This is a genomic window from Paenibacillus silviterrae, from assembly GCF_030167925.1.
GTDB classification, from domain to species: Bacteria; Bacillota; Bacilli; order Paenibacillales; family NBRC-103111; genus Paenibacillus_G; species Paenibacillus_G silviterrae.
On record NZ_JASKUT010000001.1, the window covers coordinates 906,409 to 930,964 of the forward strand.

Consider the following 24,556-nt stretch of genomic DNA (forward strand, 5'->3'; position numbering starts at 1 on the left):
AAGGATAGACTAACAACTTTGGGGAGTTGAAAAGGAATGCAGGCAAGATTGATTTTGGAAGACGGAACCGTATTTACCGGAAAAGCATTCGGCAGCGAAGGCGAGTCGATCGGTGAGGTTGTTTTCAATACAGGAATTACAGGCTATCAAGAGGTGCTTTCCGATCCGTCCTATTGCGGCCAGATCGTAACGATGACATATCCGCTTATCGGAAACTACGGCATTGCCCGTGACGACTTCGAGTCGATCCGTCCTTTTATTCACGGGTTCGTCGTTCGCGAGCACGAAATGGTGCCCAGCAACTGGAGAGCGGAGTATTCGCTCGACAGCCTGCTGAAGGAGTACGGTATCGTAGGGATCAGCGGCATTGATACCCGGATGCTGACAAGAAGGATCCGCCACCACGGCGTAATGAAGGGGATCCTGACGACCTCCACGAAGCGTGTAGAAGAGCTGCTGGAGCAAATGAAGGGCGCTTCTTTGATGACGGATCAAGTGCCTCGCGTTTCTACTAAAAGCGTCTACAGCTCACCGGGAACGAAGGAACGCGTCGTGCTGGTTGACTTCGGCTCCAAGAGCGGCATCATGCGTGACTTGAGCAAGCGCGGCTGCGACATCGTGGTTGTGCCTCACGACACGACGGCGGAGCAAATCCGCAGACTAGCACCGGACGGCATTCTGTTGTCCAACGGCCCTGGGGATCCGAAGGATGTAGCTCATGGTTCGAAGATGATCGCAGAGCTGCTCGGCGAATTCCCGATCTTCGGTATCTGCCTCGGACATCAGCTGTTCGCTCTCGCCAGCGGCGCCGATACCGAGAAGCTGAAATTCGGTCATCGCGGCGGCAACCATCCGGTGAAGGATCTCCAAACCGGCCGCTGCTACATCACTTCCCAAAACCATGGCTACACGGTGAAGGAAGACTCCATTGCGGGAACGGATTTGGAAGTAACGCACATCAACAACAACGACCGGACGATCGAAGGTCTGCGTCATAAGAAATATCCGGCGTTCTCCGTGCAATACCATCCGGAGGCGGCACCTGGACCGTTCGATTCCAGCTATCTGTTCGACGACTTTATCCAAATGATCCGCGATCACAAAGAAAACAACCCGCAGGAATCCAGACAAGCCCGGATCGCGGCGGCTTATCAAGCGCAAAAAGCGGCAACTGCAGCATCGAAAGGAGAATTCTCGTATGCCCAAAAATAAAGAACTCAAAAAAATTCTCGTTATCGGCTCCGGTCCGATCGTTATCGGCCAGGCGGCTGAGTTCGACTATGCAGGTACGCAGGCGTGCCAAGCGCTGAAGGAAGAAGGTATGGAGGTTGTCCTGATCAACAGCAACCCGGCAACCATCATGACCGATACGAATATGGCCGATAAGGTGTACATCGAGCCGATTACACTGGACTTCGTTACCCAAATCATCCGCCAAGAGCGTCCGGACGGCTTGCTGCCTACCCTCGGCGGTCAAACGGGCCTGAACATGGCCGTTGAATTGGCCCGCGCAGGCGTCCTCGAGCGCGAGAACGTGAAGCTGCTCGGTACACAGCTTACCGCCATTGAGAAGGCGGAGGACCGCGACCTGTTCCGCGACCTGATGCGCGAGCTGGAGCAGCCGGTTCCGGAGAGCACGATCGTTACAACCGTGCAAGAGGCGCTCAATTTCGCCAATGAAATCGGGTACCCGATCATCGTACGTCCTGCCTACACCCTTGGCGGTACAGGCGGCGGAATTTGCGCCACCGAAGAAGAGCTGCTTGAAACGGTTGCTTCCGGAATCCGCTACAGCCCGATTAATCAGTGCTTGATCGAGAAGAGCATCGCCGGCATGAAGGAAGTCGAATACGAGGTCATGCGTGATGCGAACGACAACTGTATCGTCGTCTGTAACATGGAAAACTTCGACCCGGTAGGCGTACATACGGGAGACAGTATCGTAGTTGCGCCGAGCCAAACGCTGTCCGATCGCGAGTATCAAATGCTTCGCTCGGCATCGCTCAAAATCATTCGCGCCCTGAACATCGAGGGCGGATGTAACGTACAGTTCGCCTTGGATCCGCTCAGCTATCAATATTATGTTATCGAAGTAAATCCGCGCGTAAGCCGCTCCTCTGCGCTTGCTTCCAAGGCGACAGGCTACCCGATCGCCAAGATGGCGGCCAAAATCGCAATCGGCTACACGCTGGATGAAATCGTCAACCCGGTAACGGGTCAAACCTACGCATGCTTTGAGCCTACGCTGGATTATATCGTTTCCAAAATCCCGCGCTGGCCATTCGATAAATTTACGGCAGCCAACCGCAAGCTCGGCACGCAGATGAAAGCGACAGGCGAGGTGATGGCGATCGGCCGCACCTTCGAGGAATCGATTCACAAAGCGGTTCGTTCCCTGGAGATCGGTGTGCACCGTCTCTACCTGAAGGATGCCGAAGGCCTTGACCAAGCAACCCTGGAAGCGCGCCTGATCAAGCCGGACGATGAGCGCATCTTCCTGATCGCTGAGGCTCTGCGCCGCGGGTATACCGTACAGCAGCTGCAAGATTTGACGCATGTGGACTGGTGGTTCCTGCACAAGCTGGAAGGTCTCATCAAGTTTGAAGAGGAGCTTCAGCAGGCTGAGCTTACCGAAGAACTCGTGTATCAAGCGAAGCGCAAAGGCTTCACGGACCGCGCTATCGCCGAGCTTCGCACGAAGGCGGGCCTAAGCACCTACACGAACGAGCTGGAGATTCGGGCATACCGCAAGAGCTTGAATATCAAGCCGGTTTACAAAATGGTAGATACGTGCGCGGCCGAGTTTGAAGCTACGACACCGTACTACTATTCGACCTACGAGACGGAGGATGAAGTGACCGAAACAACGAAGCAGAAGGTCGTTGTCCTAGGCTCCGGTCCGATCCGTATCGGTCAAGGGATTGAGTTCGACTACTCCACGGTGCATGCCGTATGGGCGATCCAGAAGGCGGGCTACGAGGCGGTTATCATTAACAACAACCCGGAAACCGTATCGACGGATTTCAGCACCTCCGACCGTCTGTACTTTGAGCCGCTGTTCTTCGAGGATGTCATGAACGTGATCGAGCGCGAGCAGCCGCTGGGAGTTATCGTCCAGTTCGGCGGGCAAACGGCGATCAACCTGGCCGCTCCGCTGTCCAAAGCCGGTGTGCGGATCTTGGGTACGGAGCTGGAAAACATCGATGCGGCGGAAGACCGCAAGAAGTTCGAAGCGCTGCTCCGCGAGCTTGAGATTGCTCAGCCGCCGGGCGGAACGGTAACCTCGGTCGACCAGGCGGTAGGCATGGCATCCAACTTCGGTTATCCGGTGCTGGTACGTCCTTCCTACGTCTTGGGCGGTCGTGCGATGGAGATCGTCTATTCCGACGAAGAGCTGCTCAGCTACATGGAATATGCGGTGAAAATCAATCCGGAGCATCCGGTTCTGATCGACCGTTACATGCTGGGTAAGGAAGTCGAGGTTGACGCGATCTGCGATAAGGAAACCGTTCTGATTCCAGGCATCATGGAGCATATCGAGCGCGCCGGGGTTCACTCCGGAGACTCGATCGCGGTATATCCTCCGCAAACCGTTTCGGAGAACATTAAGCAGCAAATCATTGAAATTACTACGAAGATTGCCCGCGGCCTGCAGGTTGTCGGCTTGGTCAACATCCAATTCGTTATCTATAAAGAGCAAGTGTATGTGATCGAGGTAAATCCGCGCTCCTCACGTACCGTACCGTTCCTCAGCAAGGTTACGAAAATACCGATGGCCAACGTAGCTACCCGCGTGATCATGGGCGAGAAGCTCGCTGATATGGGCTATCAAACGGGCTTGTGGCCGGAGGATGATTTCGTATCCGTGAAGGTGCCGGTCTTCTCCTTCGCGAAGCTGCGCCGAGTAGATACGACGCTAGGACCGGAGATGAAATCGACCGGTGAAGTCATGGGCCGCGACAAGAACTTCAGCAAGGCGTTGTATAAGGGCCTTATCGGCTCCGGCATGAAGATTCCGCCAACCGGCGCGATTATCGCTACGGTAGCGGATAAGGACAAGGAAGAGGCTACGGAAATTCTTCGCGGCTTCTACAACCTGGGCTACAAAATTGTGGCAACAGGCGGTACGGCCGATGCACTGGAGCAAGCCGGATTGCGCGTAACCCGCGTGAACAAGCTGAGCGAAGGCACGCCGAACATTCTTGACCTGATCCGCAACGGAGAAGCTCACTTCGTCGTCAATACGCTGACCAAAGGCAAAACGCCGGAGCGTGACGGCTTCCGGATTCGCCGTGAAGCGGTTGAGAACGGTGTGGTTTGCATGACGTCGCTGGATACGGTCAACGCGCTTCTGCATATGCTTGAGGCGATTAACTTCCAATCGACGGCTATGCCGGCACACGTATAAGCAGTAACAAGGTTCGATTAGCACAGCGCCTGGGGATTCTTCCCAGGAGGCTGTGCTAATCCCATGCTTAGGCGGTCTTCGGACTGCCTTCACCATATGGAAGGGGAGTAGCACGTTGTCCAGTCTGCCGAATGCAGCATCAAAAATTATGGTGGCGCTAGATTATCCGACAGCCGATCAAGCGGAGGCGCTCGTACAAAGCCTTCAAGGCATTCCTTGCTGGATGAAGGTAGGAATGCAGCTGTTTTACAGTGCCGGTCCCGGATTTGTGGCAAGTCTGAAGGAACGCGGATATCATGTATTCCTGGATCTGAAGATGCATGATATCCCGAATACCGTGAAAGGCGGCTCTGAAAGTGTAACGCGTCTTGGCGTCGATATGTTTAACGTGCATGCCGCGGGCGGAAAGCAGATGATGGAGGCTGCGCTGGAAGGGGTGGACAAAGGGATGGCTGCCGGTGCTGTGAAGCCGGTGGTCATTGGGGTTACCCAGCTCACCAGCACAAGTCAAGAGGTCCTGAACGGCGAAATTGGAATTCAAGGCTCGGTGGAGAGTGCCGTGATTCGTTATGCGGAGCTGGCGAGGTCCGCCGGCTTGCATGGCGTTGTAGCTTCGCCGCTTGAGGTGGTACGGATTAAAGAAGCCTGCGGGACAAGCTTTGTGACGGTAACTCCGGGGATACGGCCGGCCGGCGCAGACATCGGCGACCAGTCCCGCGTCATGACGCCGGAGGAAGCGTTCCGTCAAGGAACGGACTATGTGGTCATCGGCAGGCCGATCACGGCTGCTGCGAGCCCTAGAGCGGCCTTGGAATCGATTATCGAAGCGATCGCTGTTTCCCAATAATATAACCGAGGAGTTGTACAAACGCATGAGCGCTAATTCCATTCGTACGAACCCGAAGCTGGCGGAAAATATTGCTGCGGCTTTGCTTAAGATCGGGGCGGTAGCCCTTCGTCCGAACCAGCCGTTTACTTGGACTTCGGGTTTGAAATCCCCGATTTACTGTGATAACCGGCTGACTATCTCTTATCCTGAAGTACGAGAGATGATTGCGGATGGCTTCGTCCAGCTGATTAAAGAGAACTATCCCGACGCGGAGATGATTGCCGGAGCGGCTACAGGCGGCATTCCTCACGCGGCTTGGGTTGCGCAGAAGCTGAATCTGCCGATGGTTTACGTGCGGGATAAAGCGAAAGGGCACGGGAAGGAAAACCTGATTGAAGGGGCCATTCAGCCGGGGCAAAAGACCGTGGTAATCGAGGACCTGATCTCCACAGGGGGAAGCTCTCTGAAGGTTGCTCTTGCTGTAAACGAAGCGGGAGCACAATCGCTAGGGGTGCTCGGCATTTTCTCCTATCAGTTTGATAAAGCGAAGGAAGCGTTCGACGGTGCGGGAGTGCCCTTCGAGACATTGACCAACTACACGACGCTTGTGGACGTTGCCTTGAAGCAGGGAAGCATTGAGGAGCAGGATCTGGAAGCGCTGCGGGCGTGGCGCGCAAATCCAAGCGAGTACGGGAAGTAAGTTGAGAAAAAGCCTTAATCGAGCTGTGATCGATTAAGGCTTTTTTTTCTACTTTTTCAGCAGCTCCCAGCGGTATACATACTCGAACAGGAACTCGAACGCCTCCAGATGGCGCTTGGCCTCGAAGGCATTGGCACCCCAGGCGTAAATACCGTGCTTACGAAGCATAATCCCTGGAATGCGGGGCTTCATCGCACCTTCAATCAGAGGAGCAATACGAGGGACGTCCGCGTAATTCGGCACAATCGGAATCTCGATATGCGCTTCCTCGTCCCAAATGTTAAACGCCTTAATCAGCTCAACGCCATCCACCGGTATCGAGCCGCGCTCCCAGAATAGCTCCGAGACAAGGTTATTAAATACCGTATGTACGTGAAAAATGGCGCCGCAGCCCGTCAGGCGATAAATTTCGCAGTGGATCGACGTTTCGGCGGATGGTTTCAATGAGGTCGGCTCGATCGGTTTACCTTGCTGATCGACGAGCAAATAGTCCGACGGAGTATTAACCGATTTATCTTTGCCGCTGGCCGTGATGGCGAAAGCAAATTGCTCCGGCGTGAAATCGCCGACGCGAATGGATAAATTGCCGCTTGTCCCTTGAAACCAGCCTCTTGCGGCTAAATTCGTCTTGATCTCCGTCAGCTCGGCGAAAGCCTGCTGTTTGTCTTCCAAACGAATGCTGCTGTAGCTCACTTCACTTTCATCTCCTCTAAGCGGTTAATTACGTCGTAAAAGTCCTCATATTTGTCATAAGGGAGCCTGAGCTCCTCGCACATTTGAATCAAATGAGAGCGGGCAAACACCGTATCGACCAGCTTGGCGCCTTCAAAATCCGTCACGCTGTCACCGATCAGAATGCGATGATATTCCTCTGCGGGATAGGATCGGATAATCGTCGTCTTGCACATACCGCAGTCATTACTGCAATGCGAGTCGCATGCGTGCGGCCACGTAATGCGAATGCGGTCGCCTCCAAAGTCGCTGCCGTTGCAATAGATGCTTTCCTTAGGGATGGCAAACTCGGATAATACCGGGTACACGAAAAAGTCAATGCCGCCGCTCGTAACCAGGAAGGTGATCGCTTCCTTCCTGCAATAGTCGAGCAGCTCCTGAAAGCCCGCCCGGATCGTTACGTTGCCGATCGCATAGTCGATGACTTCCTGCTTCATCGAGGTCGGCAGCAGAGCGAACATGCGGCCGACCCCCTCGCGGATGGAGATCTGCTTGGAGATGACCTGATCCACCAGGGTATCCCAGCCCTCCGGTTTGAAATGCTTCATGATTGCGACGATGTTGTCGTTAACAGTGATCGTCCCGTCAAAATCGCAGAAAATGATGCGCTTCTTCGTCATTCCTTGATCCCCCAGGTCTCGATGGCTGTCTGAAGCTCAGGATGCTGCGATGCGTATTCGCGCAAGGATTGGCCGCTCAGCACGCCGTCGATGGCTTGACGGAACGCTTTGCCCCCGGCAATGGCGCCCATCGGATGGCCGTGGACGCCGCCGCCGGCGTTCACTATCACTTCACTGCCGAAGTCCTTGAGGATCAGCGGCACAAGTCCCGGATGAATCCCGGCGGAGGGAACAGGGAAGCTTTGCTTAAGCGGCGAGCCTTGGGTATTCAGCAGCACTTCCTTGATGGCCATGTTCTCTTCCCGCGGCATGACGACAGAGCCGTAAGGGGAGGGGAACAGCACCAAATCGGCCCCGGCCAGACGCATGAGCTTGCCGAGCAGTACGTTAGCGGCAATACCATGATGAGGCGACGGATAGAAGGCACCCGCAAGCGCAGGATGAGCCATGATCGGTACGCGAATGTCCGGGTTGCGGCTTAGCTCGTGGAGCGCATCATAGCCGTAAGCCAGCACGTTAAAGAGTAGGGCGTTGGCTCCGGCGTCAATCGCTTTCTTGGCTTGATCTAAAAGCGAGAAGGTAGGTCCGGTCAGATTGACGGCATACAGCAGCTTTTGTCCGGTTTCCCGTTCAGCCTGTGCAGCAGCCTGCATGCAAGCCTCTACACGCTTCTCGATCGGCGTCAGCGGGTTTTCGAATAAGATTTCGTCATCCTTAATCAAATCTACGCCGCCGGCCGCCTGAAGGTAGAACTGCTCCTTCAAGGCAGGCAAATCATGTCCGATGACGGATTTGAAAATGCTCATCAATAACGGGCGGTCATGAACGCCGAGCAAATTGCGCACCCCTTGGATGCCGAACTTCGGACCGGGGAAAGCACTCAGGAAGCCTTCCGAAAACTCCAAATCAATCAGCTTGATCCGGCCGTCCATGGACAGCTTGCCGAACACGGTCACGAGCAGTGCGGGGATGTCCCGGCTGAAGTTGACGTCAGGGTAGGCGATCTGAATATCGGCATAACGGCTCGAAGCCGGTTCTCCTGCAGAAGGCTCATGGACTTCTACCTTGACGACACGTCCGAGATGCTTCTCCATTTCGGCTTTTTTTGCTTCAGGAAGCTCAGTCCAGCTGCCGACCGTTAGACCGACGGCAATGCCGAGCGCTTTTTTATCAAAGTCGGCTTTCTCATCGTACAGACGATAAGTAGCCAAGCAGTAATTAGAGTAGGATGTGCTCATCTTTCGTTTTCACCTGCTTTACTTGGATTTGGAAATGACAGAGTCGCTTAAGGCGGCGCCGATCTCCGATGCGCGTTCCGCGGCCCGAAGGACCGCTTGGGACACGGCGGTCTCGAATTCGTAGGATGCAAGCTTCTCCAGGGCGGCTTGCGTCGTGCCGTTCGGTGAGGTCACCTTACGGCGGAGATCGGCCGGATCCTCGCCGGTCGTCTCTACCATCTGGGCTGCTCCGAGCACCGTCTGTACGGTTAAGCGCCGGGCTTCCTCCGGCGATAATCCTCCTTGGACTCCTCCGGCAATCATAGCCTCCATCATGTAGTAAATGTAAGCCGGGCCGCTGCCGGAGACGCCGGTAACGATGTCCAGCAGCGATTCCTTAACAACGGAAACAATGCCCGTGGTTTCGAACATTTCCAGTGCGAGCTGACGCTGCTCCTCCGTCACGGCCGGGGAGAAGCTAAGCCCCGTTGCTCCGAGGCCGATCGTACTCGAGGTGTTCGGCATCGTCCGGACCATCGGCTGGCCCGATACGCCCAAAATCGCTTCTATGGTGTCCATGGAGAGGCCGGCAATGACCGATACGATCAGCTGCTCCTTGCGCAGATAGCTCTTGAGCCCGATCAGGCCTTCCACAGCATCTTTCGGTTTGAACGCGAGGACAACGATGTCGGCGTTCTGCACGACCTTGTTTTTGTCTGCCGGGTCGGTAACGTACTGTACACCGTAAAGCTCATGAAGCTTTTCCAGCTGTGCGGTATTCGAACGATTCGTCACGTGTACGTTCGCAGCGGAATCAGGCTGGACGGAGACGAGTCCGCGTACGATGGCCTCCGCCATACTGCCTGCGCCGACGAAAGTTATTTTCGAATCGGATAATGTAAGAGACATATAGCATTACTCCCTTTGTCAGGGGCTAGCCGCGCACTTGGCCGCTGCCGCTGACGATGTATTTAGTGGATGTTAGCGCCGGCAAGCCCATAGGACCGCGGGCATGAAGCTTCTGTGTGCTGATGCCGATCTCCGCGCCGAAGCCGAACTCGAAGCCGTCCGTGAAGCGGGTGGAGGCATTGTGATATACAGCTGCCGCATCCACTTCATGTAGGAAGCGAGCCGCATTGTCTGCGTTCTCCGTAACGATGCACTCGGAATGCATCGTTCCATGCAGACGGATGTGCTCCAGCGCTTCTTCCAGGCTATCCACAATGCGAATATTCAGGATGTAATCGTTGTACTCGGTGTCCCAATCCTGTGGCGCGGCCGACTTGATGCCGGGAATGGCGCTCACAGCCTTCTCGTCACCGCGAAGCTCTACGTTTAAATCGGTGAAGCGGCTCGCAACGGTTGGCAAATGAAGGGCTGCGAAGCCCTTATGCAGCAGCAGCGTCTCCATAGAATTGCAAACCGACGGGCGCTGAACTTTGGCATTCACGGCAATTTGCAAAGCCATATCGGGATCCGCGCTCTCATCCACAAAGGTATGGCAGATGCCGGCGCCGGTTTCTATGACGGGAACGGTGGCGTTCTTGACTACGGTCTGGATTAAGGAAGCGCCGCCCCGTGGAATAACTACGTCCAGCAGGCCGTTCAGCTTCAGCATTTCGTCGACAGAGCCGCGATCCGGGTCAAGAATAAGCTGCAAGCCGTCAGCCGGCATGGCTGTTTGTGCAAGGGCGGCATGCAGCACCTCGACAATGCGGCGGTTCGATTCTAGTGCCGAGGACCCGCCGCGCAGGACAACGGCGTTGCCCGTTTTGAGGCACAGGCCTGCGGCATCCACCGTAACGTTCGGGCGCGCCTCGTAGATCATGCCGATGACGCCGAGAGGCACGCGTACCTTGCGCACCTGGAGACCGTTCGGACGGGCGAACTCCTCCAAGGTATCTCCAACGGGATCAGGAAGCTCCACCACCTGACGGAGACCTTCCGCCATAGCTGCTATGCGCTGCTCATTCAATGCCAAACGATCGAGCAGGGAAGTGCTTGTGCCGTTCTCGCGGCCGCGCTGGAGATCGAGGGCGTTGGCTTCGATGATGGAAGCCTGCTCGGTTACAAGGGCGTCGGCCATAGCGAGCAAAGCGTCATTCTTCTGTTCCGTTGTCAGACGCGCCAGCTTAGGTGCCGCTTGCTTCGCCAATCGCGCTTTTTGTACGACTTCACTTACTTGTATGGTTTGTTCGAGTTGAGACATATTCATTCCCCGCTTTCTTATAAGTTTAGTTTACCGAGCCGCGCTGCTTCATGGAGATGGCCAGGGTGACCCACTCATCCCGGTGAATCACTTCCATGCGGTTGACATCAATACGCTTCTGTACTTCTTCAGTGCTTAGGCCGGCAACGGCTTGAAGCTGCCAGGAAGCGTAATTGACGACACCCCGGCCAACCGTCTGTTGGCTCTGATTGACGACCTCAATGACGTCGCCCGGATGAAATTCTCCTTGCACCTCCCGCACACCGGCGGGGAGGAGGCTGCGGCCGCCGGAAACCATGGCGAGCTCCGCCCCGTCATCGACAACCACCCGGCCTTGCGGCTGGGAGTGGAATCCCAGCCATTGCTTTTTGACGGGGAGGTTATGCTCACTGGTGACGAAGTACGTCCCTTTGCCTCGATCCTCTGCAGCAAGCAGCAGGTCTCCCGGCTCGTTAACGCGTCCGACGAAGACGGGGACGCCGCCGCGCATGGCGATTCGCGCTGCCTCCACCTTCGAGCGCATACCGCCGGTGCCGACCGAGGAGCCGGAGCCTCCGGCCATCCGGTACAGCTCCTCGCTGATTTCCTCGATCCGGTCGATGCGCTGCGCATCCGGATTTTTCCGGGGATCCTCGGTGTAAATGCCTTCCGTATCGGTAATAATGATCAGCTTGCGGGCCCGAAGCAGATTCGCTACCAGGGCAGAGAGCGTATCGTTATCGCCGAACTTCAGCTCGTCAACGGATACCGTATCGTTCTCGTTGATGATGGGGATGATGCTGTGCCGCAGCAGCTCTTCAATCGTCATTTGCGCATTGTGAATTCGTTTCCGGTTGGAAAAATCGGAGCGGGTCAGCAAAATCTGCCCGACCCCAATGCCATGACGTGAGAACGCCGCTTGATAGGCTTGCATCAGAAGCGCCTGCCCTACGGAAGCGGAAGCCTGCTTCTCATGGACCAGCTTGGGGCGGCTCGCGTAGCCGATCTCCCGGAAGCCGGCCGCCACCGCTCCCGACGTGACGAGCAGAACCGATTCGCCTTGCCGGTGGAGCGAGGCAAGCTCCTGAGCAAAAAATTCAATTTTGTCCCGGTTTAAGCCGCCCTCGTCCGAGGTAAGAGAGCTGCTTCCGATTTTGACAACGATCGTATGCATCGCATAAGTCCCTTCTTTCCGACTGAATGCTTATGTAACAAAATCAAAAAAGGCTTCCGTCCATGAAGGACGAAAGCCTGCAGCTTCCGCGGTACCACCTTGCTTGATGAAAAAAGTTCATCCTACTCACACCCTAATAACAGCAGGGCAACCGTCCAACTCGTCGTTGGCCGTTCCGGGGCGGGTTCGGGAAGCGGTCACGGTAAATTCTTGCAGCCGATGGAATTTACTCTCTGCGCGTGCGGGGACTTTCCTACTATTCCCTTCATAACGTTTGTTTTTCTATATAGGATAGCATGCAAACCTTTGTTTGTAAAGGCGATCTTAGCCGAACAGCTGCAGCTTAGCTACGCGATCGACTGCCTCTTGCAGGCGCTCTTCCGAGCTAAGGAGACCTAAGCGGACATAGCCTTCGCCGTGGTCCCCAAAACCGATGCCCGGGGCGACGACGATCTTCGCTTCCTCCAGCAGCAAATCTGCGAGTGAGGAAGAGGTATGGCCTTTGGGCACCGGCAGCCAAGTAAAGAACGAGCCCTGGGAGCGGTTCGCCTCCCAGCCGATGCGGTCAAGCGCACCGAACAGCGCGTCCCGTCGGCTTTGATAAACGGAAACGAGCTGTTCCACGCAGTCCTGTGGACCGGTTAACGCGGCGGCCGCAGCGACCTGGATGCCACCGAACAAGCTGCAGTAGTAGTGGTCCTGAATGAGGTTGATCAGACGAACGACCTCGCGGTTGCCAAGGGCGAAGCCGACGCGCCAGCCGGCCATGTTGTAGGTTTTGGACAAGGTGTAAAATTCAACGCCGACCTCTTTGGCTCCCGGCAGCTGAAGGAAGCTTACGGGCTTTTGTCCGTCGAAGCCGATAGCGCCGTATGCGAAGTCGCTCGCGACGACGATGCCGTGCTGTGCGGCGAAGCGAATCGTTTCCTCATAGAAGGAAGCTGGTGCGGAAACCGCTGTAGGATTGTTCGGGTAGTTGATAAACATCAGCTTCGCTTTATTCACGTCGTCCGCAGATAAAGCCGAGTAGTCCGGCAGGAAGGCATTGGACTCTCTTAGCGGCATGAAGGCCATCCGGGCACCCGAGAGGGCGACGCCCGACCAGTAATCGGGGTATCCAGGGTCAGGCACCAGGCATACGTCACCCGGGTTCAGCAGGCACTGGGCGATCTCCACAAGGCCGGTTTTGCCTCCGAAAAGAATGGCCACTTCCGTTTCCGGATCCAGCTCTACACCGTAATCCTCGCGGTAGCGCTGGGCGACGGCTTGCTTCAGGAAAAGAAACCCATTGAAGGGAGGATACTTATGGTATAGGGGGTTTTCCGCAGCTTCCTGCAATGCCTTGACAATATGAGGGGGCGTAGGCCGGTCCGGGTTGCCTTGCCCCAGGTTGATCACATCATGGCCGGCTGCAATTTGCTCGTTCGCCTTGCGTACCAGCTTGGCAAAAAATTGTGTCGGCAGGTGCTGCATGCGCTCTGCCGGAGTAACGGGAAAAGCCGATACGTACGGATTGTTCATATTCATCTATAATTCACTCCATCAATGTAGGTATAGTCGGCTAAGCATACAGCTATTAATTTACCACGAAACGGCAGGGGTGTATATGCTTTTCCTAGGATGGGCCGTTGATCTTCCCGTATGCATAGACTATCATAGAAACTAATTATTCGAGGGGAGCGCTGCTATGATGAGTACGCGATGGAATATTGCGCTTCTGCAGATGGACATTGCCATCGGGGAGCCAGACCGGAATTTTGCGAAGCTGGAGGAGCTGCTGGAGCAAGCTGTGCAGCATGAGGAAAAGCCGGATGTCATTGTTTTTCCGGAAATGTGGAATACAGGCTATGCGCTGGAGAGAATCGATGAGCTCGCGGATCCGATGGGAGAAAGAACCTCCGAGCTATTGTCCTCGTTCAGCCGTAAGCACGGGGTGAATCTCGTAGGAGGCTCGATCGCGGAGAAGCGGAGCGACGGCGTCTACAATACGATCTACGCCTATAACCGTGAAGGGGAGCGGGTGGCGGACTACTCCAAAATTCATCTGTTCCGTCTGATGGATGAGGAGAAGTTTCTCCAAAGCGGGGATCGCGTAGGGGCCTTGCAGCTGGACGGCGTGCAGGCGGGAATGATGATCTGCTACGACATCCGCTTTCCGGAGCTCGCGCGCAAGCTGGCGCTGGGAGGAGCCCAAATCCTGTTCGTGCCGGCCGAATGGCCGAATCCGCGCCTGCATCACTGGCGGACGCTGCTTCAGGCGCGCGCAATCGAGAATCAAATGTTCGTCGTATCGTGCAATCGGGTAGGCGTTAGCGGCACCACCGAATTTTTCGGTCATTCCATGGTTATCGATCCGTGGGGAGAGGTGCTCGCAGAGGGCGATGGGACGGAGCAGGTCATCCGGACTGCCATTGACCTTTCGACTGTGCCGGAGGTGCGAAGCCGGATCCCGATTTTCGAGGATCGCAGGCCTGCATTATACTAATAAAAGTAAGAAGCCTTGGGCATCCGGTTCGGACAGCTCAAGGCTTCTTTGATAATTCGGGACGTGCCTGAGCTTACTCCTGCCGCTCCATTACTTCACGGAACGTATGCATGAACGCCTCTACGGCCTTGGACAAATAACGTCCCTTCCGGTATGCGATCACCAGCGTTCTTGTCGGATGGGTTGCCAGCGGACGGTAAGCGGGAGTCAGCTCGCTCCAGCCGCCGCGGGACACCATGTTCGGCACGAACGCAATGCCCATGCCGGCGGCCACCAGCGATTGCACTGTCTCGATATTGCTGCTCTCAAAGACGATCTTCGGAGTGAAGCCGCCGGCCGTCTGACAAAGCTCCAGCGTAATCTGGCGGAAGCCCTGCCCTTTTTTCAAGGCGATGAAGGGCTCGCTCCGCAGCGCGGCGATGTCGATCGGATGCCCAGACCCGGAACGGGTGAGCGGATGCTGCGGCGGCAGCGCCAGGACGATCTGCTCCTCGATCACCGTTTCATAGGTAAGGGAATCATCGGCAAGCGGCAGGGAGAGCAGGCTGATATCCACCTGGCCAATACCTGTCAAATGCTCCAGATTGGCGGAGGTTTCCTCCACAAGCACGATCTCGATCTCCGGGTAGCGGGTCTGAAATACCGGGAGGACAAGCGGAAGCACATGGGCTCCGGTAATCGGCAAGCTGCCTACCACGAGCTTGCCTTTGCGCATTTGGGAAATGTCCTCCATCTCACGCTTCAGCTGCTCGACCATATCGAGAATCGACTGTGCTTTCTCTACGAATAAGGAGCCGGCATGGGTCACTTCGACGGAGTTCGTCGTCCGCTGGAACAGCAGAACGCCGAGCTCCTTCTCCAGCTTGGACAGCTGCTGGCTGAGAGAGGGCTGAGCAATATGAAGCTTCTCCGCCGCACGGGAGAAGTTTTTGTCTATGGCAATCTGAAGGGCATATTGCAGCTGTCGCAGCTCCACCGGCTATACCTCCTTGCCGTTATTCTGAACATGAATCCACAGCTGCTTATTGCGGTACTCCTCTTCGCTGCCGACCTCAGGGCCGAACCAGGACGGGGGCTGAAAGCCGTTCGCCTCCTCCTCGGACCGGAATTCCACCTCAACCACTCGGAGGTCAAATTGCTCATACTCGTCGATGTCGTAGTGCAGACCGCCTGCTTCCAAGGAAGTCCGCGTCTTGCGCAGCGGCTTTTTCCCGGAATGGCCCAGCAGCTGCTCATAAATATCGGAGGAAATGGAATACTCGATCTCCTCCCGGGACATGCCGTGCCCTCTTTTGAATGTGTGGGTAAAGGTGTCCCCCGCTTCGGAAGAGAGGCGGCGGATGCGGATTTCTTCTTGCTTGGAGAAAGCAAGGTAGGTCTGGTCAATCTCCTGGCGGGTTAGCAGCCGCAGGGAACCGTTCTCGATTTCCACCTGTGGAAAGCGTCCGAGCTTGTACTTGCGTTCGATTTCCATATTCATTCGATATCAGCACATCCTTATAGTTTATTACTAAAACCTATCAAGCCTATAGATATTATATCTTGGAACAATCAAGAAAGAAATGATAGTATGATAGCAATAAAGCACTTTTGATGCATACTTAACTTTTTAAGAGGTGGAACCGATGGCAAAAACAATGTTCGAGAAGATTTGGGACAACCATGTCATTCAATCTGAAGCCGGCAAGCCGAGCGTCATTTATATCGACCTGCACCTGGTTCATGAGGTGACTTCCCCGCAAGCGTTCGAAGGGCTTCGCCTGAGCGGCCGCAAGGTTCGCCGTCCGGACCTGACATACGCAACGATGGATCACAACGTGCCGACGAAGGACCGCTTCAACATCACGGATCCGATCTCCAAGCAGCAGATCGACACCTTGTCGAAGAACTGTGCCGACTTCGGCGTAACGCTGTTCGACCTGAACAGCATCGATCAAGGCGTTGTTCACGTTATGGGACCTGAGCTTGGTTTGACTCACCCGGGTAAGACGATCGTGTGCGGCGACAGCCACACTTCGACTCACGGCGCATTCGGCGCACTCGCTTTCGGTATCGGTACGAGCGAAGTAGAGCACGTTCTGGCTACTCAGTGCTTGCAGCAATCGAAGCCGAAGACACTGGAAGTGCGCATTAACGGCAGCCTGAAGCCGGGCGTTACGGCGAAGGACTTGATCCTCGGCGTCATTGCGAAATACGGTACGGATTTTGCTACAGGGTACGTTATCGAGTACACCGGTGAAGCCATCCGCAACCTGTCCATGGAAGAGCGTATGACCGTTTGTAACATGTCCATCGAAGCTGGCGCACGCGCAGGCTTGATCGCTCCGGACGAAACGACGTTCGAATACCTGCGCGGCCGTCAATACGTGCCGCAAGGCGAAGCATTCGACGCAGCTGTAGCTGAGTGGAAGAAGCTGACTACCGATGCAGGCGCTGCCTATGACCGCGTAGAAGAGTTCGACGCCGACAGCCTGATCCCGCAAGTAACCTGGGGCACAAGCCCGGGCATGGGTACAGACGTTACTGCGAACGTACCGAACCCTGCGGATTTCGCTACAGAGAATGAGCGTAAGGCAGCAGAGAAGGCTATCGAGTACATGGGTCTGACACCAGGTACGCCTATGACGGCGCTGAAGGTAGACTATGTATTTATCGGCTCCTGTACGAACGGACGGATCGAAGACCTTCGCGCGGCAGCGGCTGTTGCTCAAGGCTACAAGGTAGATCCAAGCGTAACTGCGATCGTGGTGCCAGGCTCCGGCCGAGTGAAGCTGCAGGCGGAGAAGGAAGGTCTCGACAAGATCTTCACCGAAGCAGGCTTTGAATGGCGCGATGCAGGCTGCTCGATGTGTCTTGCGATGAACCCTGACGTACTGAAGCCAGGTCAGCGCTGCGCATCCACCTCCAACCGGAACTTTGAGGGTCGTCAAGGACGCGACGGACGTACGCATCTCGTATCGCCGGCGATGGCGGCAGCAGCTGCGATCGAAGGTCATTTCGTCGATGTGCGCGACTGGAAGTTCAAAGTAAAGCAAGAAGCTTAATCTTAGCGATGTGAGGAGATAGACGACATGGAAGCTTTTACTAAGCATACCGGATTAGTCGGTCCCGTGGACCGTGTGAATGTAGATACAGATGCCATCATCCCTAAGCAATTTCTGAAGCGTATTGAGCGCTCCGGCTTCGGTCAGTTCCTTTTCTATGAATGGCGCTTTGACCTGAACGGCAAGGAAATCGCTGAGTTCTCCTTGAATCAGCCGCGCTACCAAGGCGCATCCGTACTGATCTCCCGCGCGAACTTCGGCTGCGGCTCCTCCCGTGAGCACGCTCCTTGGGCGATTCAGGACTACGGCTTCAAGGTGGTTATCGCCCCTTCGTACGCCGACATTTTCTACAACAACTGCTTCAAGAACGGAATCCTGCCGATCAAGCTGAGCGAAGAACAGGTGGAAGAGCTGTTCCAGCGCACAGCGAAGAACGAAGGCTACCAGTTGACAGTGGATCTGGAGAACAAGAAGATTACGGACGCTCAAGGCCTTGAGATCTCCTTCGACCTGGATGAGCACCGCCGCCAGTTCCTGCTGCAGGGTCTTGATGATATCGGCTTGACGCTGAAGCATGAAGACAAAATTGCCGCATATGAAGCTGCGCATAAGGATCGCCTGGCTTATAACGTGAACTAACAAAAAAAACCTGTACCTCATTTGCGAGGTGCAGGTTTTTTTGTCATATACTGCTTTAAGAGAGCTGACATTTCTGCGGCGCTATCCGGCTTGCTGAACATGTAGCCTTGCATTTGTGTGCAGCCCATACCAAGCAGCTTGTCTTTATCCTCAGCGCTCTCCACTCCCTCGGCAATCACGTTTAGCTGCAAACTTTTTGCCATGGCAATGACCGCTTTCATAATAGCATCCTTGCCATCCTTTACAAAGGAACGATCGATCTTGATGGTATGAATGGGAAATTTCTCAAGATAGCCTATGGATGAATAACCGGTCCCGAAATCATCGATAGAAATAGAAATGCCGAGGTCAGCCAGCTTCTGAAGAATGTGAACGGTATGGTGGACATTACTCATCGCCGCCGTCTCGGTAACCTCTAAATGAAGATGAGCCGGCTCGAGACCGCATTGATCCAACGCATCCTTTACAACGGCTGTAAAGTGTCCTTGCTCCAGCTGTTTCACCGACACATTCACGGAGATAAAAAAGTCGGAGAAGCCTTGATCGATCCATTCCTTGGTTTGCTTGCAGGCCTGCTGCAGGACCCATTGTCCGATGGCCTCGATCAAGCCGATTTCCTCCGCTATAGCAATAAACTCCATGGGAGGAACGAAGCTCCCGTTCAATTTCCAACGTAGAAGTGCCTCCATGCCTTTGATTCGGTTATTCTCCGCATCAACAATCGGCTGGTAATGGACTTCCAGCTCATCGTGCTCCAATGCCTTGCGAAGTCCCTGTTCAAGCAGTAAGCGTTCCTGATACTTATCAGTAAGGTCATCCGTAAACAGCTGATACGTGTTCTTTCCTTTTGCTTTAGACAAATACATAGCTTGATCCGCACGTTGAATCAGATCTTCATAGTGATGTCCATGGATCGGATAGCCGCTAATTCCGATGCTTGCGGTGATGATCAATTCATAACCGGCGAGCAGGAAAGGCTCGGACAACCGGAGAAGAATACGCTTGGCTGCATCGCCGGCATCAGACAAACTCGAAATATTCTCAACAATAACCGCAAATTCATCCCCGCCAAGCCTGGCCACTTTAGCGTTCTCGGGAACACTGCGGCTGATGCGGAGCGCGGCCGCGCATAACAGCTGATCTCCCAGCTCGTGACCGAGCGAATCGTTAATGACCTTGAAGCCGTCTAAATCGAGATACAGGACGGCGGCCATTTGTCCGCAGCGCTCGGCCCGCTCCATGGCGTCCGTGAGCTGAGTACGGACACAGCGGCGGTTCGGCAGGCCTGTTAATGCATCGCGATACGCCATGTCATGCAGTCGAACCTCGGTTTGCTTGCGCTCGGTGATATCCGTAATCACCCCGTCGAGCCTCAGCAGCTCACCGTATTCATCCATCACGGGAACCGTGTAATCATATATCCAGCGAAGGCTGCCGTCTGCCCGAAAAATTCGATACTCGTGCTTGATTTTCATGCCATCCCCCAGAGAAGCTTGCTTTTCCTCGACTCTTGGCAAATCCTCCGGGTGAATCAGCTGCCTCCACAGACTGGGCTCATGAGAGAAATCTTCCTGCGTATACCCGTAAATTATTTGACAGGCTGGGGATATACTGAGCAGCTTACGGCTTCGAACGTCCATAGACCAGAGACAAACGTCGATGGATTCAAATATGTTTTGCAAATGCATTTGTGTGGTCAACAGAGCTTTTTCCAGCTGCTTACGGTGGGTCATATCCTTTGCGATCCCAATAACGCCGGTAATTTGTCCGCGGGTCATTACCGGTACGGCAGTTATGGTGATATCCGCATGCTCGCCGTTTTTTCGAAGAATCCCAATGTCGAAATCGGCACGATGTCCGTGATAAGCTACCTTCCGAAAAATCATTTGGGACATCGGAACATATGCGGGCGCTATCAGAGGGAGGAAGGAGATGCCGATTAGTTCCTTCTCCGAATAGCCTGTAACCTGAAAGAAGGCTTCGTTGCAGGCGGTGAACCTTCCCTTTAAGTCAACCACATAGCAGGGGTCCGGATTATCATCGAAAAGAGAAATCAAGGAGTTTTGCAAAATAACATCCATGGTAAACACCGCCCATTTATTTCATCACTCTTCTTATTCGACAAAAAAAGACATTATCCTTCCCTTAGGATAACGATCTAAGCTTCTCGGCGGTTTTTCCTTTTTGTCGAACGGTTGTGTATAATAACACTGAGCAGAAGTGGTTAGACGAGTGAAGGAGTGTATCGTGAACTATGTTGACATACAGCCGTATCGGTGTAGTGGGAGCAGGGACGATGGGTCAAGGCATTGCGCAGATGCTGGCGGCTCAAGGGCTGGAGGTGGTGCTCGTTGAACGCTCCCAGGAGAAGATCGATCAGGCCCTCAAGCAGATAGAGATGAGCCTGGATAAGCAGCTGGAGAAATGGGCCATCACCGCCGTCGAGAAGAAGCTGATTCTCGGAAGAATTCAATGCAGCCGGGAGCTGCAGCCGCTGGCGGATTGTCAGCTGGTCATTGAATCCGTAAGCGAGGATGTGGACATCAAGAAGCAGCTGTTCCGCGAGCTGGATGCCGTTTGTCCGAAGCCTATCATCCTGGCCAGTAATACATCCACTCTCAGCCTGACGGAAATTGCGGCGGAAACCGGATGCCCCGAAAGGGTAATCGGTTTGCACTTTATATATCCTGTATCCAAAATCGATCTTGTGGAAATCATCCGGGGCTTGCGCACAAGTGAACAGACCTTCACTGAAACGAAAAGGTTCGTTGAAAATACGATTCAGAAGCGGGGCATTCAGGTCTATGAATCCCCTGGCTTCGTAACGACCCGGCTGATCTGCACCCTGATCAACGAGGCGCTGCACGTGCTGTCGGAGGGGGTAGCCACAGCGGAGGATATCGATGCGGCAATGCGTATCGGTTATGACTTTCACTACGGACCGCTGGAGATGGCGGACCGGTTCGGGCTCGATTCCGTGCTGGCCGCGATGGAGCGGATGTTCCGGGAGTTCGGAGATCTGAAATATCGTCCGGCCGTCCGGCTGAAGCAAATGGTGAGGGCGGGGCATTTGGGGACCAAAACGGGGCAAGGCTTTTTTCGATATGATGAGGACGGTGACCGGCTATGAACGTGCTTGTTATTAATGCGGGGAGCTCGTCGCTTAAATTTCAGCTTTACAATATGGAGGACGAATCAGTGCTGGCCAAGGGCCGGGTAGAGCGCATCGGCATGGAATCGGCGATTCTGACCTATGAACCGGGTGATAGGCCGGAGGTCCGGGAAGTCGAGGAGGTGCTCGAGCATACGACCGCCGTCCGCAAGGTGCTGGAGATGCTGGTTCATCGCACGCACGGCGTGCTTACCTCCGTTCAAGAGATCGATGCCGTCGGCCATCGGGTTGTGCACGGAGGAGAGACGTTCTCCAGCTCGGTGATCGTGAATGAGGAAGTGAAGCGCGAAATCAAACGTTTGTTCGATCTGGCGCCCTTGCACAATCCTGCGGCCATGCTCGGCTTGAATGCGGTGGAAGCGAATATGCCGGACACCCCGCAGGCGCTTGTGTTTGATACCTCCTTCCACCAGTCCATGCCGCCGGTTTCTTATTTGTACCCGATCCCTATGGTGCTGTATAAAAAGCACAAGGTTCGGCGTTACGGCTTCCATGGCACCTCCCACGCTTATGTGAGCGAACGGGCGGCCGCATACCTTGGGCGCCCTCTGGAGAAATTGAAGCTGGTGACCTGCCACATCGGGAACGGGGCAAGCTGTGCAGCGATCCTGGAAGGCAAATCTGTCGATACCAGCATGGGAATGACCCCGCTGGAAGGCTTGATGATGGGAACGCGCAGCGGCGATATCGATCCGGCCATCGTGCCTTTCACGATGGGCAAGGAAGAGCTGACCTTGAACGAGGTAAGCTCCATGCTCAACAAACACAGCGGCTTAATGGCGATATCGGGCCTCGGCAGCGATATGCGTGAGGTTACGCAAGCGATGGAGGCGGGGGATCGCAACGCGAAGCTTGCCTTCGATATGTATGAGTACCGTCTGCGCAAGTATATAGGTTCTTACGCGGCTGCGATGAACGGACTGGACGCGATCGTGTTCACGGCTGGAGTGGGGGAGAATTCTGCTGTGCTTCGGGCGGCGGTGTGCCGGAATCTCACTTACTTCGGAGTGGATCTCGATGAGGAGGCCAATGCCCGCCGGGAGCCGGGGGACAGGGAAATCACCAAGCCGGGATCGCGCGTTAAGGTGCTGATCATCCCTACGAATGAAGAGCTGGTCATTGCACGCGATACGCATCGATTGATTTTGGAACAAAACCGTGTAAAATAATACGTTGCAATGAATACATACTAACAAGGTACATTTGACAGGAGGTAGACCGGTATGGGCAGAAATTTAGTCATGATCCGCGACGTGGATCAGCATATAAATGAAACGGTGACCATCGGATGCTGGCTGCACAATATTCGCTCCAGCGGCAAAATTCGCTTTCTTCAGCTGCGCGACGGTTCGGGCTTCATTCAAGGCGTTGTGGTGAAAAGCGAAGTGGCGGAGCAAATATGGGAGGATGCGGGAAAGCTTACGCAGGAGAGCTCGCTGTACGTAACGGGCGTTGTGCGTGAAGACACGCGGAGCAAAGGCGGCTTCGAGCTGACGGTTACCGGCGTGGAGATCATTCAGATTGCGACGGATTATCCGATTACTCCCAAGGAGCATGGGGTGGATTTCCTTATGGACCACCGTCACCTGTGGATTCGTTCTCCGCGGCAGCGGGCGATTCTCGTGATCCGTGCCCAGATCATTCAAGCGGTTCAGGAATTTTTCGATAAGCGGGGCTTCCATTTAGTTGATCCTCCCATCTTGACGCCTTCCTCCTGCGAGGGGACGACAAACCTGTTTCATACGAAGTATTTTGACGAGGATGCCTATTTGACGCAAAGCGGGCAGCTCTACATGGAAGCTGCAGCGATGGCACTCGGCAAAGTCTATTCGTTCGGACCGACCTTCCGCGCGGAAAAATCGAAGACCCGCCGTCACTTGATCGAGTTCTGGATGATTGAGCCGGAGATGGCCTTCGTAACGCATGAGGAGAATTTGGAAGTGCAGGAGCAGTTCGTATCTTACGTGGTCCAGTCGGTCGTGGAGAAATGCCGCAAGGAGCTCGAGGTGCTGGAGCGGGATATTTCCAAGCTCGAGCGGATTCAGGCCCCGTTCCCGCGCATTACTTATGATGAGGCTGTGAAATTCCTGCAAAGTAACGGACATGAATTCACATGGGGCGAGGATTTTGGTGCGCCGCACGAAACGGCGATTGCCGAGTCATACGACAAGCCGGTCTTTATCACCCATTATCCGACCTCGATTAAGGCGTTCTACATGAAGCCGGACCCGAATCGTCCCGAGGTGGTGCTCTGCGCGGACATGATTGCACCGGAGGGCTACGGCGAAATCATCGGCGGAAGTCAGCGGATCGACGATCCGGAGCTGATGGAGCAGCGATTCCAGGAGCATGAGCTGTCTAAAGAGGCGTACCAATGGTATCTGGATCTTCGCCGATACGGGTCGGTTCCGCACTCGGGCTTTGGCCTTGGTTTGGAGCGGACGGTTGCCTGGATCTGCGGGCTGGATCACGTGCGCGAAACGATTCCGTTCCCAAGGCTCCTGTACCGTCTTTACCCGTAAACAGAGCTTCATTGGCTGCAGGCATACGATTAGGGGAGAGAGGGATATGTCATGAAGCATAATGATTCGGATAGGCTGGAGCTGACTTCCCTTTTGCTGTCCGGCTGGAAGGAAGGGAGTGTCGATGTTCCCTACTGGCTGTTTCAATATTACACAAGGCTGGGCATCAATGAGCTGGACGTCATGCTGGTGCTGCATGTGATGGCTTTTAAGGCGAAGGAGGGCAAGGACTTTCCGACGCTGGAGGAGCTGCAGGACAGGATGTCCGTTTCCCCGGAGAAGGTCATCTCCACATTGCAGAAGCTTCTGAAGGAAGGGCTGCTCCAGATTGATCAAGAGGTGGATCCGGTCAGCGGGGTCCATTGCGAGAAGTATAACTGGAATCCGCTGATGCAGCGGCTTGCGGAGCAGCGGGTCGATGACCTGATGGCGCAAAAGCTGGCGGCGCGGACGGCTCCGTCTTCGAAGGGAAACGATATTTATTCGACCTTCGAAAAAGAGTTCGGCCGGCCGCTCACCCCCATGGAGCTGGAGTCGATTACGGGCTGGCTCGATAAGGACCGTTACCCGGAGGAGCTTATTCTGGCGGGGCTGAAGGAAGCGGTATTCGCAGGGAAGGTACACTTCCGGTATATCGACCGGATTCTCATTGAATGGCATCGCAACCGGGTGACAAGCGCCCAGCAAGCAAAGGAATATGCACAGAAATTCCGCTCCTCGCGGTAAAATAAGAACGACCTGCATCTCCCTGTCGGGCGAAGCAGGTCGTTTTTTGTATTCATCGGCGTTCACCAGGTCTATGCCTTAACTGCCTCTCATGAAAAGG

Annotated in this window: 21 protein-coding genes; 11 read left to right on the forward strand and 10 right to left on the reverse strand. The window is 54.9% G+C overall.

The features are described 5' to 3' along the window. Positions 1-36: 36 nt before the first annotated feature. The 4 genes from QMO62_RS03755 (at position 37) to pyrE (ending at position 5,937) form a co-directional block, all read left to right on the forward strand. Positions 37-1,212, forward strand: a complete 1,176-nt coding sequence (locus tag QMO62_RS03755) for a carbamoyl phosphate synthase small subunit (RefSeq protein ID WP_284638778.1) — start codon at positions 37-39, stop codon at positions 1,210-1,212. Next, on the forward strand, positions 1,199-4,408 hold the full coding sequence (carB, locus tag QMO62_RS03760; RefSeq protein WP_284638779.1) for a carbamoyl-phosphate synthase large subunit: 3,210 nt from the start codon (positions 1,199-1,201) through the stop codon (positions 4,406-4,408). Before QMO62_RS03755 ends, carB begins: the two co-directional genes overlap by 14 nt. A gap of 124 nt (positions 4,409-4,532) precedes the next feature. Then, the gene (gene pyrF / locus QMO62_RS03765; protein WP_284644851.1) at positions 4,533-5,255 is read left to right on the forward strand and encodes an orotidine-5'-phosphate decarboxylase; all 723 of its coding nucleotides are present in this window, start codon (positions 4,533-4,535) and stop codon (positions 5,253-5,255) included. 25 nt (positions 5,256-5,280) lie between these two features. After that, a complete protein-coding gene (gene pyrE / locus QMO62_RS03770; protein WP_284638780.1) occupies positions 5,281-5,937 on the forward strand; it encodes an orotate phosphoribosyltransferase in 657 nt (218 codons plus the stop codon). 48 nt (positions 5,938-5,985) lie between these two features. Here the strand turns inward: pyrE and mtnB are convergent, their stop codons facing one another. The 7 genes from mtnB to QMO62_RS03805 form a co-directional block, all read right to left on the reverse strand. Then, entirely contained in the window at positions 5,986-6,630 is a 645-nt protein-coding gene (gene mtnB / locus QMO62_RS03775) for a methylthioribulose 1-phosphate dehydratase (protein WP_284638781.1), read from the reverse strand. After that, on the reverse strand, positions 6,627-7,289 hold the full coding sequence (locus QMO62_RS03780; protein ID WP_284638782.1) for a 2-hydroxy-3-keto-5-methylthiopentenyl-1-phosphate phosphatase: 663 nt from the start codon (positions 7,287-7,289) through the stop codon (positions 6,627-6,629). Before QMO62_RS03780 ends, mtnB begins: the two co-directional genes overlap by 4 nt. Further along, positions 7,286-8,527 carry a 2,3-diketo-5-methylthiopentyl-1-phosphate enolase gene (locus tag QMO62_RS03785; protein ID WP_284638783.1) on the reverse strand — a complete coding sequence of 414 codons (1,242 nt, stop codon included), beginning with the start codon at positions 8,525-8,527 and terminating at the stop codon, positions 7,286-7,288. Before QMO62_RS03785 ends, QMO62_RS03780 begins: the two co-directional genes overlap by 4 nt. 18 nt (positions 8,528-8,545) lie before the next feature. Next, positions 8,546-9,415, reverse strand: a complete 870-nt coding sequence (proC, locus tag QMO62_RS03790) for a pyrroline-5-carboxylate reductase (RefSeq protein ID WP_284638784.1) — start codon at positions 9,413-9,415, stop codon at positions 8,546-8,548. A gap of 25 nt (positions 9,416-9,440) precedes the next feature. Then, positions 9,441-10,715 (reverse strand): glutamate-5-semialdehyde dehydrogenase, encoded by a 1,275-nt coding sequence (locus QMO62_RS03795; RefSeq protein WP_284638785.1) that lies wholly within the window; start codon positions 10,713-10,715, stop codon positions 9,441-9,443. 25 nt (positions 10,716-10,740) lie between these two features. Then, entirely contained in the window at positions 10,741-11,868 is a 1,128-nt protein-coding gene (gene proB, locus QMO62_RS03800; protein WP_284638786.1) for a glutamate 5-kinase, read from the reverse strand. Positions 11,869-12,192: 324 nt separating this feature from the next. Then, positions 12,193-13,395, reverse strand: coding sequence for a pyridoxal phosphate-dependent aminotransferase (locus QMO62_RS03805; protein WP_284638787.1), 1,203 nt, complete (start codon positions 13,393-13,395; stop codon positions 12,193-12,195). 160 nt (positions 13,396-13,555) lie between these two features. Here QMO62_RS03805 and QMO62_RS03810 point away from each other — a divergent pair, with 160 nt between their 5' ends. Next, on the forward strand, positions 13,556-14,353 hold the full coding sequence (locus QMO62_RS03810; RefSeq protein WP_284638788.1) for a carbon-nitrogen family hydrolase: 798 nt from the start codon (positions 13,556-13,558) through the stop codon (positions 14,351-14,353). A gap of 73 nt (positions 14,354-14,426) precedes the next feature. Here the strand turns inward: QMO62_RS03810 and QMO62_RS03815 are convergent, their stop codons facing one another. Together QMO62_RS03815 and QMO62_RS03820 are read right to left on the reverse strand one after the other, a co-directional pair. Further along, complete coding sequence (locus QMO62_RS03815; protein WP_284638789.1) at positions 14,427-15,329, reverse strand: LysR family transcriptional regulator; 903 nt, start codon at positions 15,327-15,329, stop codon at positions 14,427-14,429. Between the two features lie 3 nt (positions 15,330-15,332). After that, entirely contained in the window at positions 15,333-15,833 is a 501-nt protein-coding gene (locus tag QMO62_RS03820) for a CYTH domain-containing protein (protein ID WP_284638790.1), read from the reverse strand. A gap of 145 nt (positions 15,834-15,978) precedes the next feature. On the opposite strand from QMO62_RS03820, the gene leuC reads away from it, so the two are divergent. Both leuC and leuD read left to right on the forward strand, forming a co-directional pair. After that, on the forward strand, positions 15,979-17,397 hold the full coding sequence (gene leuC, locus QMO62_RS03825; protein WP_284638791.1) for a 3-isopropylmalate dehydratase large subunit: 1,419 nt from the start codon (positions 15,979-15,981) through the stop codon (positions 17,395-17,397). 27 nt (positions 17,398-17,424) lie between these two features. Continuing rightward, on the forward strand, positions 17,425-18,036 hold the full coding sequence (leuD, locus tag QMO62_RS03830) for a 3-isopropylmalate dehydratase small subunit (RefSeq protein WP_284638792.1): 612 nt from the start codon (positions 17,425-17,427) through the stop codon (positions 18,034-18,036). Positions 18,037-18,053: 17 nt separating this feature from the next. Here leuD and QMO62_RS03835 read toward each other — a convergent pair whose 3' ends face one another. Continuing rightward, positions 18,054-20,117 carry a sensor domain-containing protein gene (locus QMO62_RS03835; protein WP_284638793.1) on the reverse strand — a complete coding sequence of 688 codons (2,064 nt, stop codon included), beginning with the start codon at positions 20,115-20,117 and terminating at the stop codon, positions 18,054-18,056. A 173-nt stretch (positions 20,118-20,290) separates the two neighbouring features. On the opposite strand from QMO62_RS03835, the gene QMO62_RS03840 reads away from it, so the two are divergent. From QMO62_RS03840 to QMO62_RS03855, 4 genes are read left to right on the forward strand one after another with little or no spacing between them, the layout of a single operon-like run. Beyond that, on the forward strand, positions 20,291-21,166 hold the full coding sequence (locus QMO62_RS03840; protein ID WP_372516644.1) for a 3-hydroxyacyl-CoA dehydrogenase family protein: 876 nt from the start codon (positions 20,291-20,293) through the stop codon (positions 21,164-21,166). Further along, positions 21,163-22,377: an acetate/propionate family kinase gene (locus QMO62_RS03845; protein WP_284638794.1), complete on the forward strand. Its 1,215-nt coding sequence runs from the start codon at positions 21,163-21,165 to the stop codon at positions 22,375-22,377. The genes QMO62_RS03840 and QMO62_RS03845 overlap by 4 nt, the downstream gene beginning before the upstream one ends. A 54-nt stretch (positions 22,378-22,431) precedes the next feature. Then, entirely contained in the window at positions 22,432-23,730 is a 1,299-nt protein-coding gene (gene asnS / locus QMO62_RS03850; protein WP_284638795.1) for an asparagine--tRNA ligase, read from the forward strand. 51 nt (positions 23,731-23,781) lie between these two features. Next, positions 23,782-24,456: a DnaD domain protein gene (locus QMO62_RS03855; protein ID WP_284638796.1), complete on the forward strand. Its 675-nt coding sequence runs from the start codon at positions 23,782-23,784 to the stop codon at positions 24,454-24,456. Positions 24,457-24,556 lie beyond the last annotated feature (100 nt).

What these genes read in the sequence shown, in the direction of transcription:
- asnS (WP_284638795.1), top strand. Translation starts at nt 22,432, where the DNA reads ATGGGCAGAAATTTAGTCATGATCCGCGACGTGGATCAGCATATAAAT.
- QMO62_RS03840 (WP_372516644.1), top strand. Translation starts at nt 20,291, where the DNA reads ATGTTGACATACAGCCGTATCGGTGTAGTGGGAGCAGGGACGATGGGT.
- QMO62_RS03845 (WP_284638794.1), top strand. Translation starts at nt 21,163, where the DNA reads ATGAACGTGCTTGTTATTAATGCGGGGAGCTCGTCGCTTAAATTTCAG.
- leuC (WP_284638791.1), top strand. Translation starts at nt 15,979, where the DNA reads ATGGCAAAAACAATGTTCGAGAAGATTTGGGACAACCATGTCATTCAA.
- QMO62_RS03785 (WP_284638783.1), bottom strand. Translation starts at nt 8,527, where the DNA reads ATGAGCACATCCTACTCTAATTACTGCTTGGCTACTTATCGTCTGTAC.
- QMO62_RS03855 (WP_284638796.1), top strand. Translation starts at nt 23,782, where the DNA reads ATGAAGCATAATGATTCGGATAGGCTGGAGCTGACTTCCCTTTTGCTG.
- QMO62_RS03795 (WP_284638785.1), bottom strand. Translation starts at nt 10,715, where the DNA reads ATGTCTCAACTCGAACAAACCATACAAGTAAGTGAAGTCGTACAAAAA.
- QMO62_RS03755 (WP_284638778.1), top strand. Translation starts at nt 37, where the DNA reads ATGCAGGCAAGATTGATTTTGGAAGACGGAACCGTATTTACCGGAAAA.
- carB (WP_284638779.1), top strand. Translation starts at nt 1,199, where the DNA reads ATGCCCAAAAATAAAGAACTCAAAAAAATTCTCGTTATCGGCTCCGGT.
- QMO62_RS03780 (WP_284638782.1), bottom strand. Translation starts at nt 7,289, where the DNA reads ATGACGAAGAAGCGCATCATTTTCTGCGATTTTGACGGGACGATCACT.
- QMO62_RS03810 (WP_284638788.1), top strand. Translation starts at nt 13,556, where the DNA reads ATGATGAGTACGCGATGGAATATTGCGCTTCTGCAGATGGACATTGCC.
- QMO62_RS03820 (WP_284638790.1), bottom strand. Translation starts at nt 15,833, where the DNA reads ATGAATATGGAAATCGAACGCAAGTACAAGCTCGGACGCTTTCCACAG.
- QMO62_RS03805 (WP_284638787.1), bottom strand. Translation starts at nt 13,395, where the DNA reads ATGAATATGAACAATCCGTACGTATCGGCTTTTCCCGTTACTCCGGCA.
- proC (WP_284638784.1), bottom strand. Translation starts at nt 9,415, where the DNA reads ATGTCTCTTACATTATCCGATTCGAAAATAACTTTCGTCGGCGCAGGC.
- QMO62_RS03835 (WP_284638793.1), bottom strand. Translation starts at nt 20,117, where the DNA reads ATGGATGTTATTTTGCAAAACTCCTTGATTTCTCTTTTCGATGATAAT.
- pyrE (WP_284638780.1), top strand. Translation starts at nt 5,281, where the DNA reads ATGAGCGCTAATTCCATTCGTACGAACCCGAAGCTGGCGGAAAATATT.
- proB (WP_284638786.1), bottom strand. Translation starts at nt 11,868, where the DNA reads ATGCATACGATCGTTGTCAAAATCGGAAGCAGCTCTCTTACCTCGGAC.
- leuD (WP_284638792.1), top strand. Translation starts at nt 17,425, where the DNA reads ATGGAAGCTTTTACTAAGCATACCGGATTAGTCGGTCCCGTGGACCGT.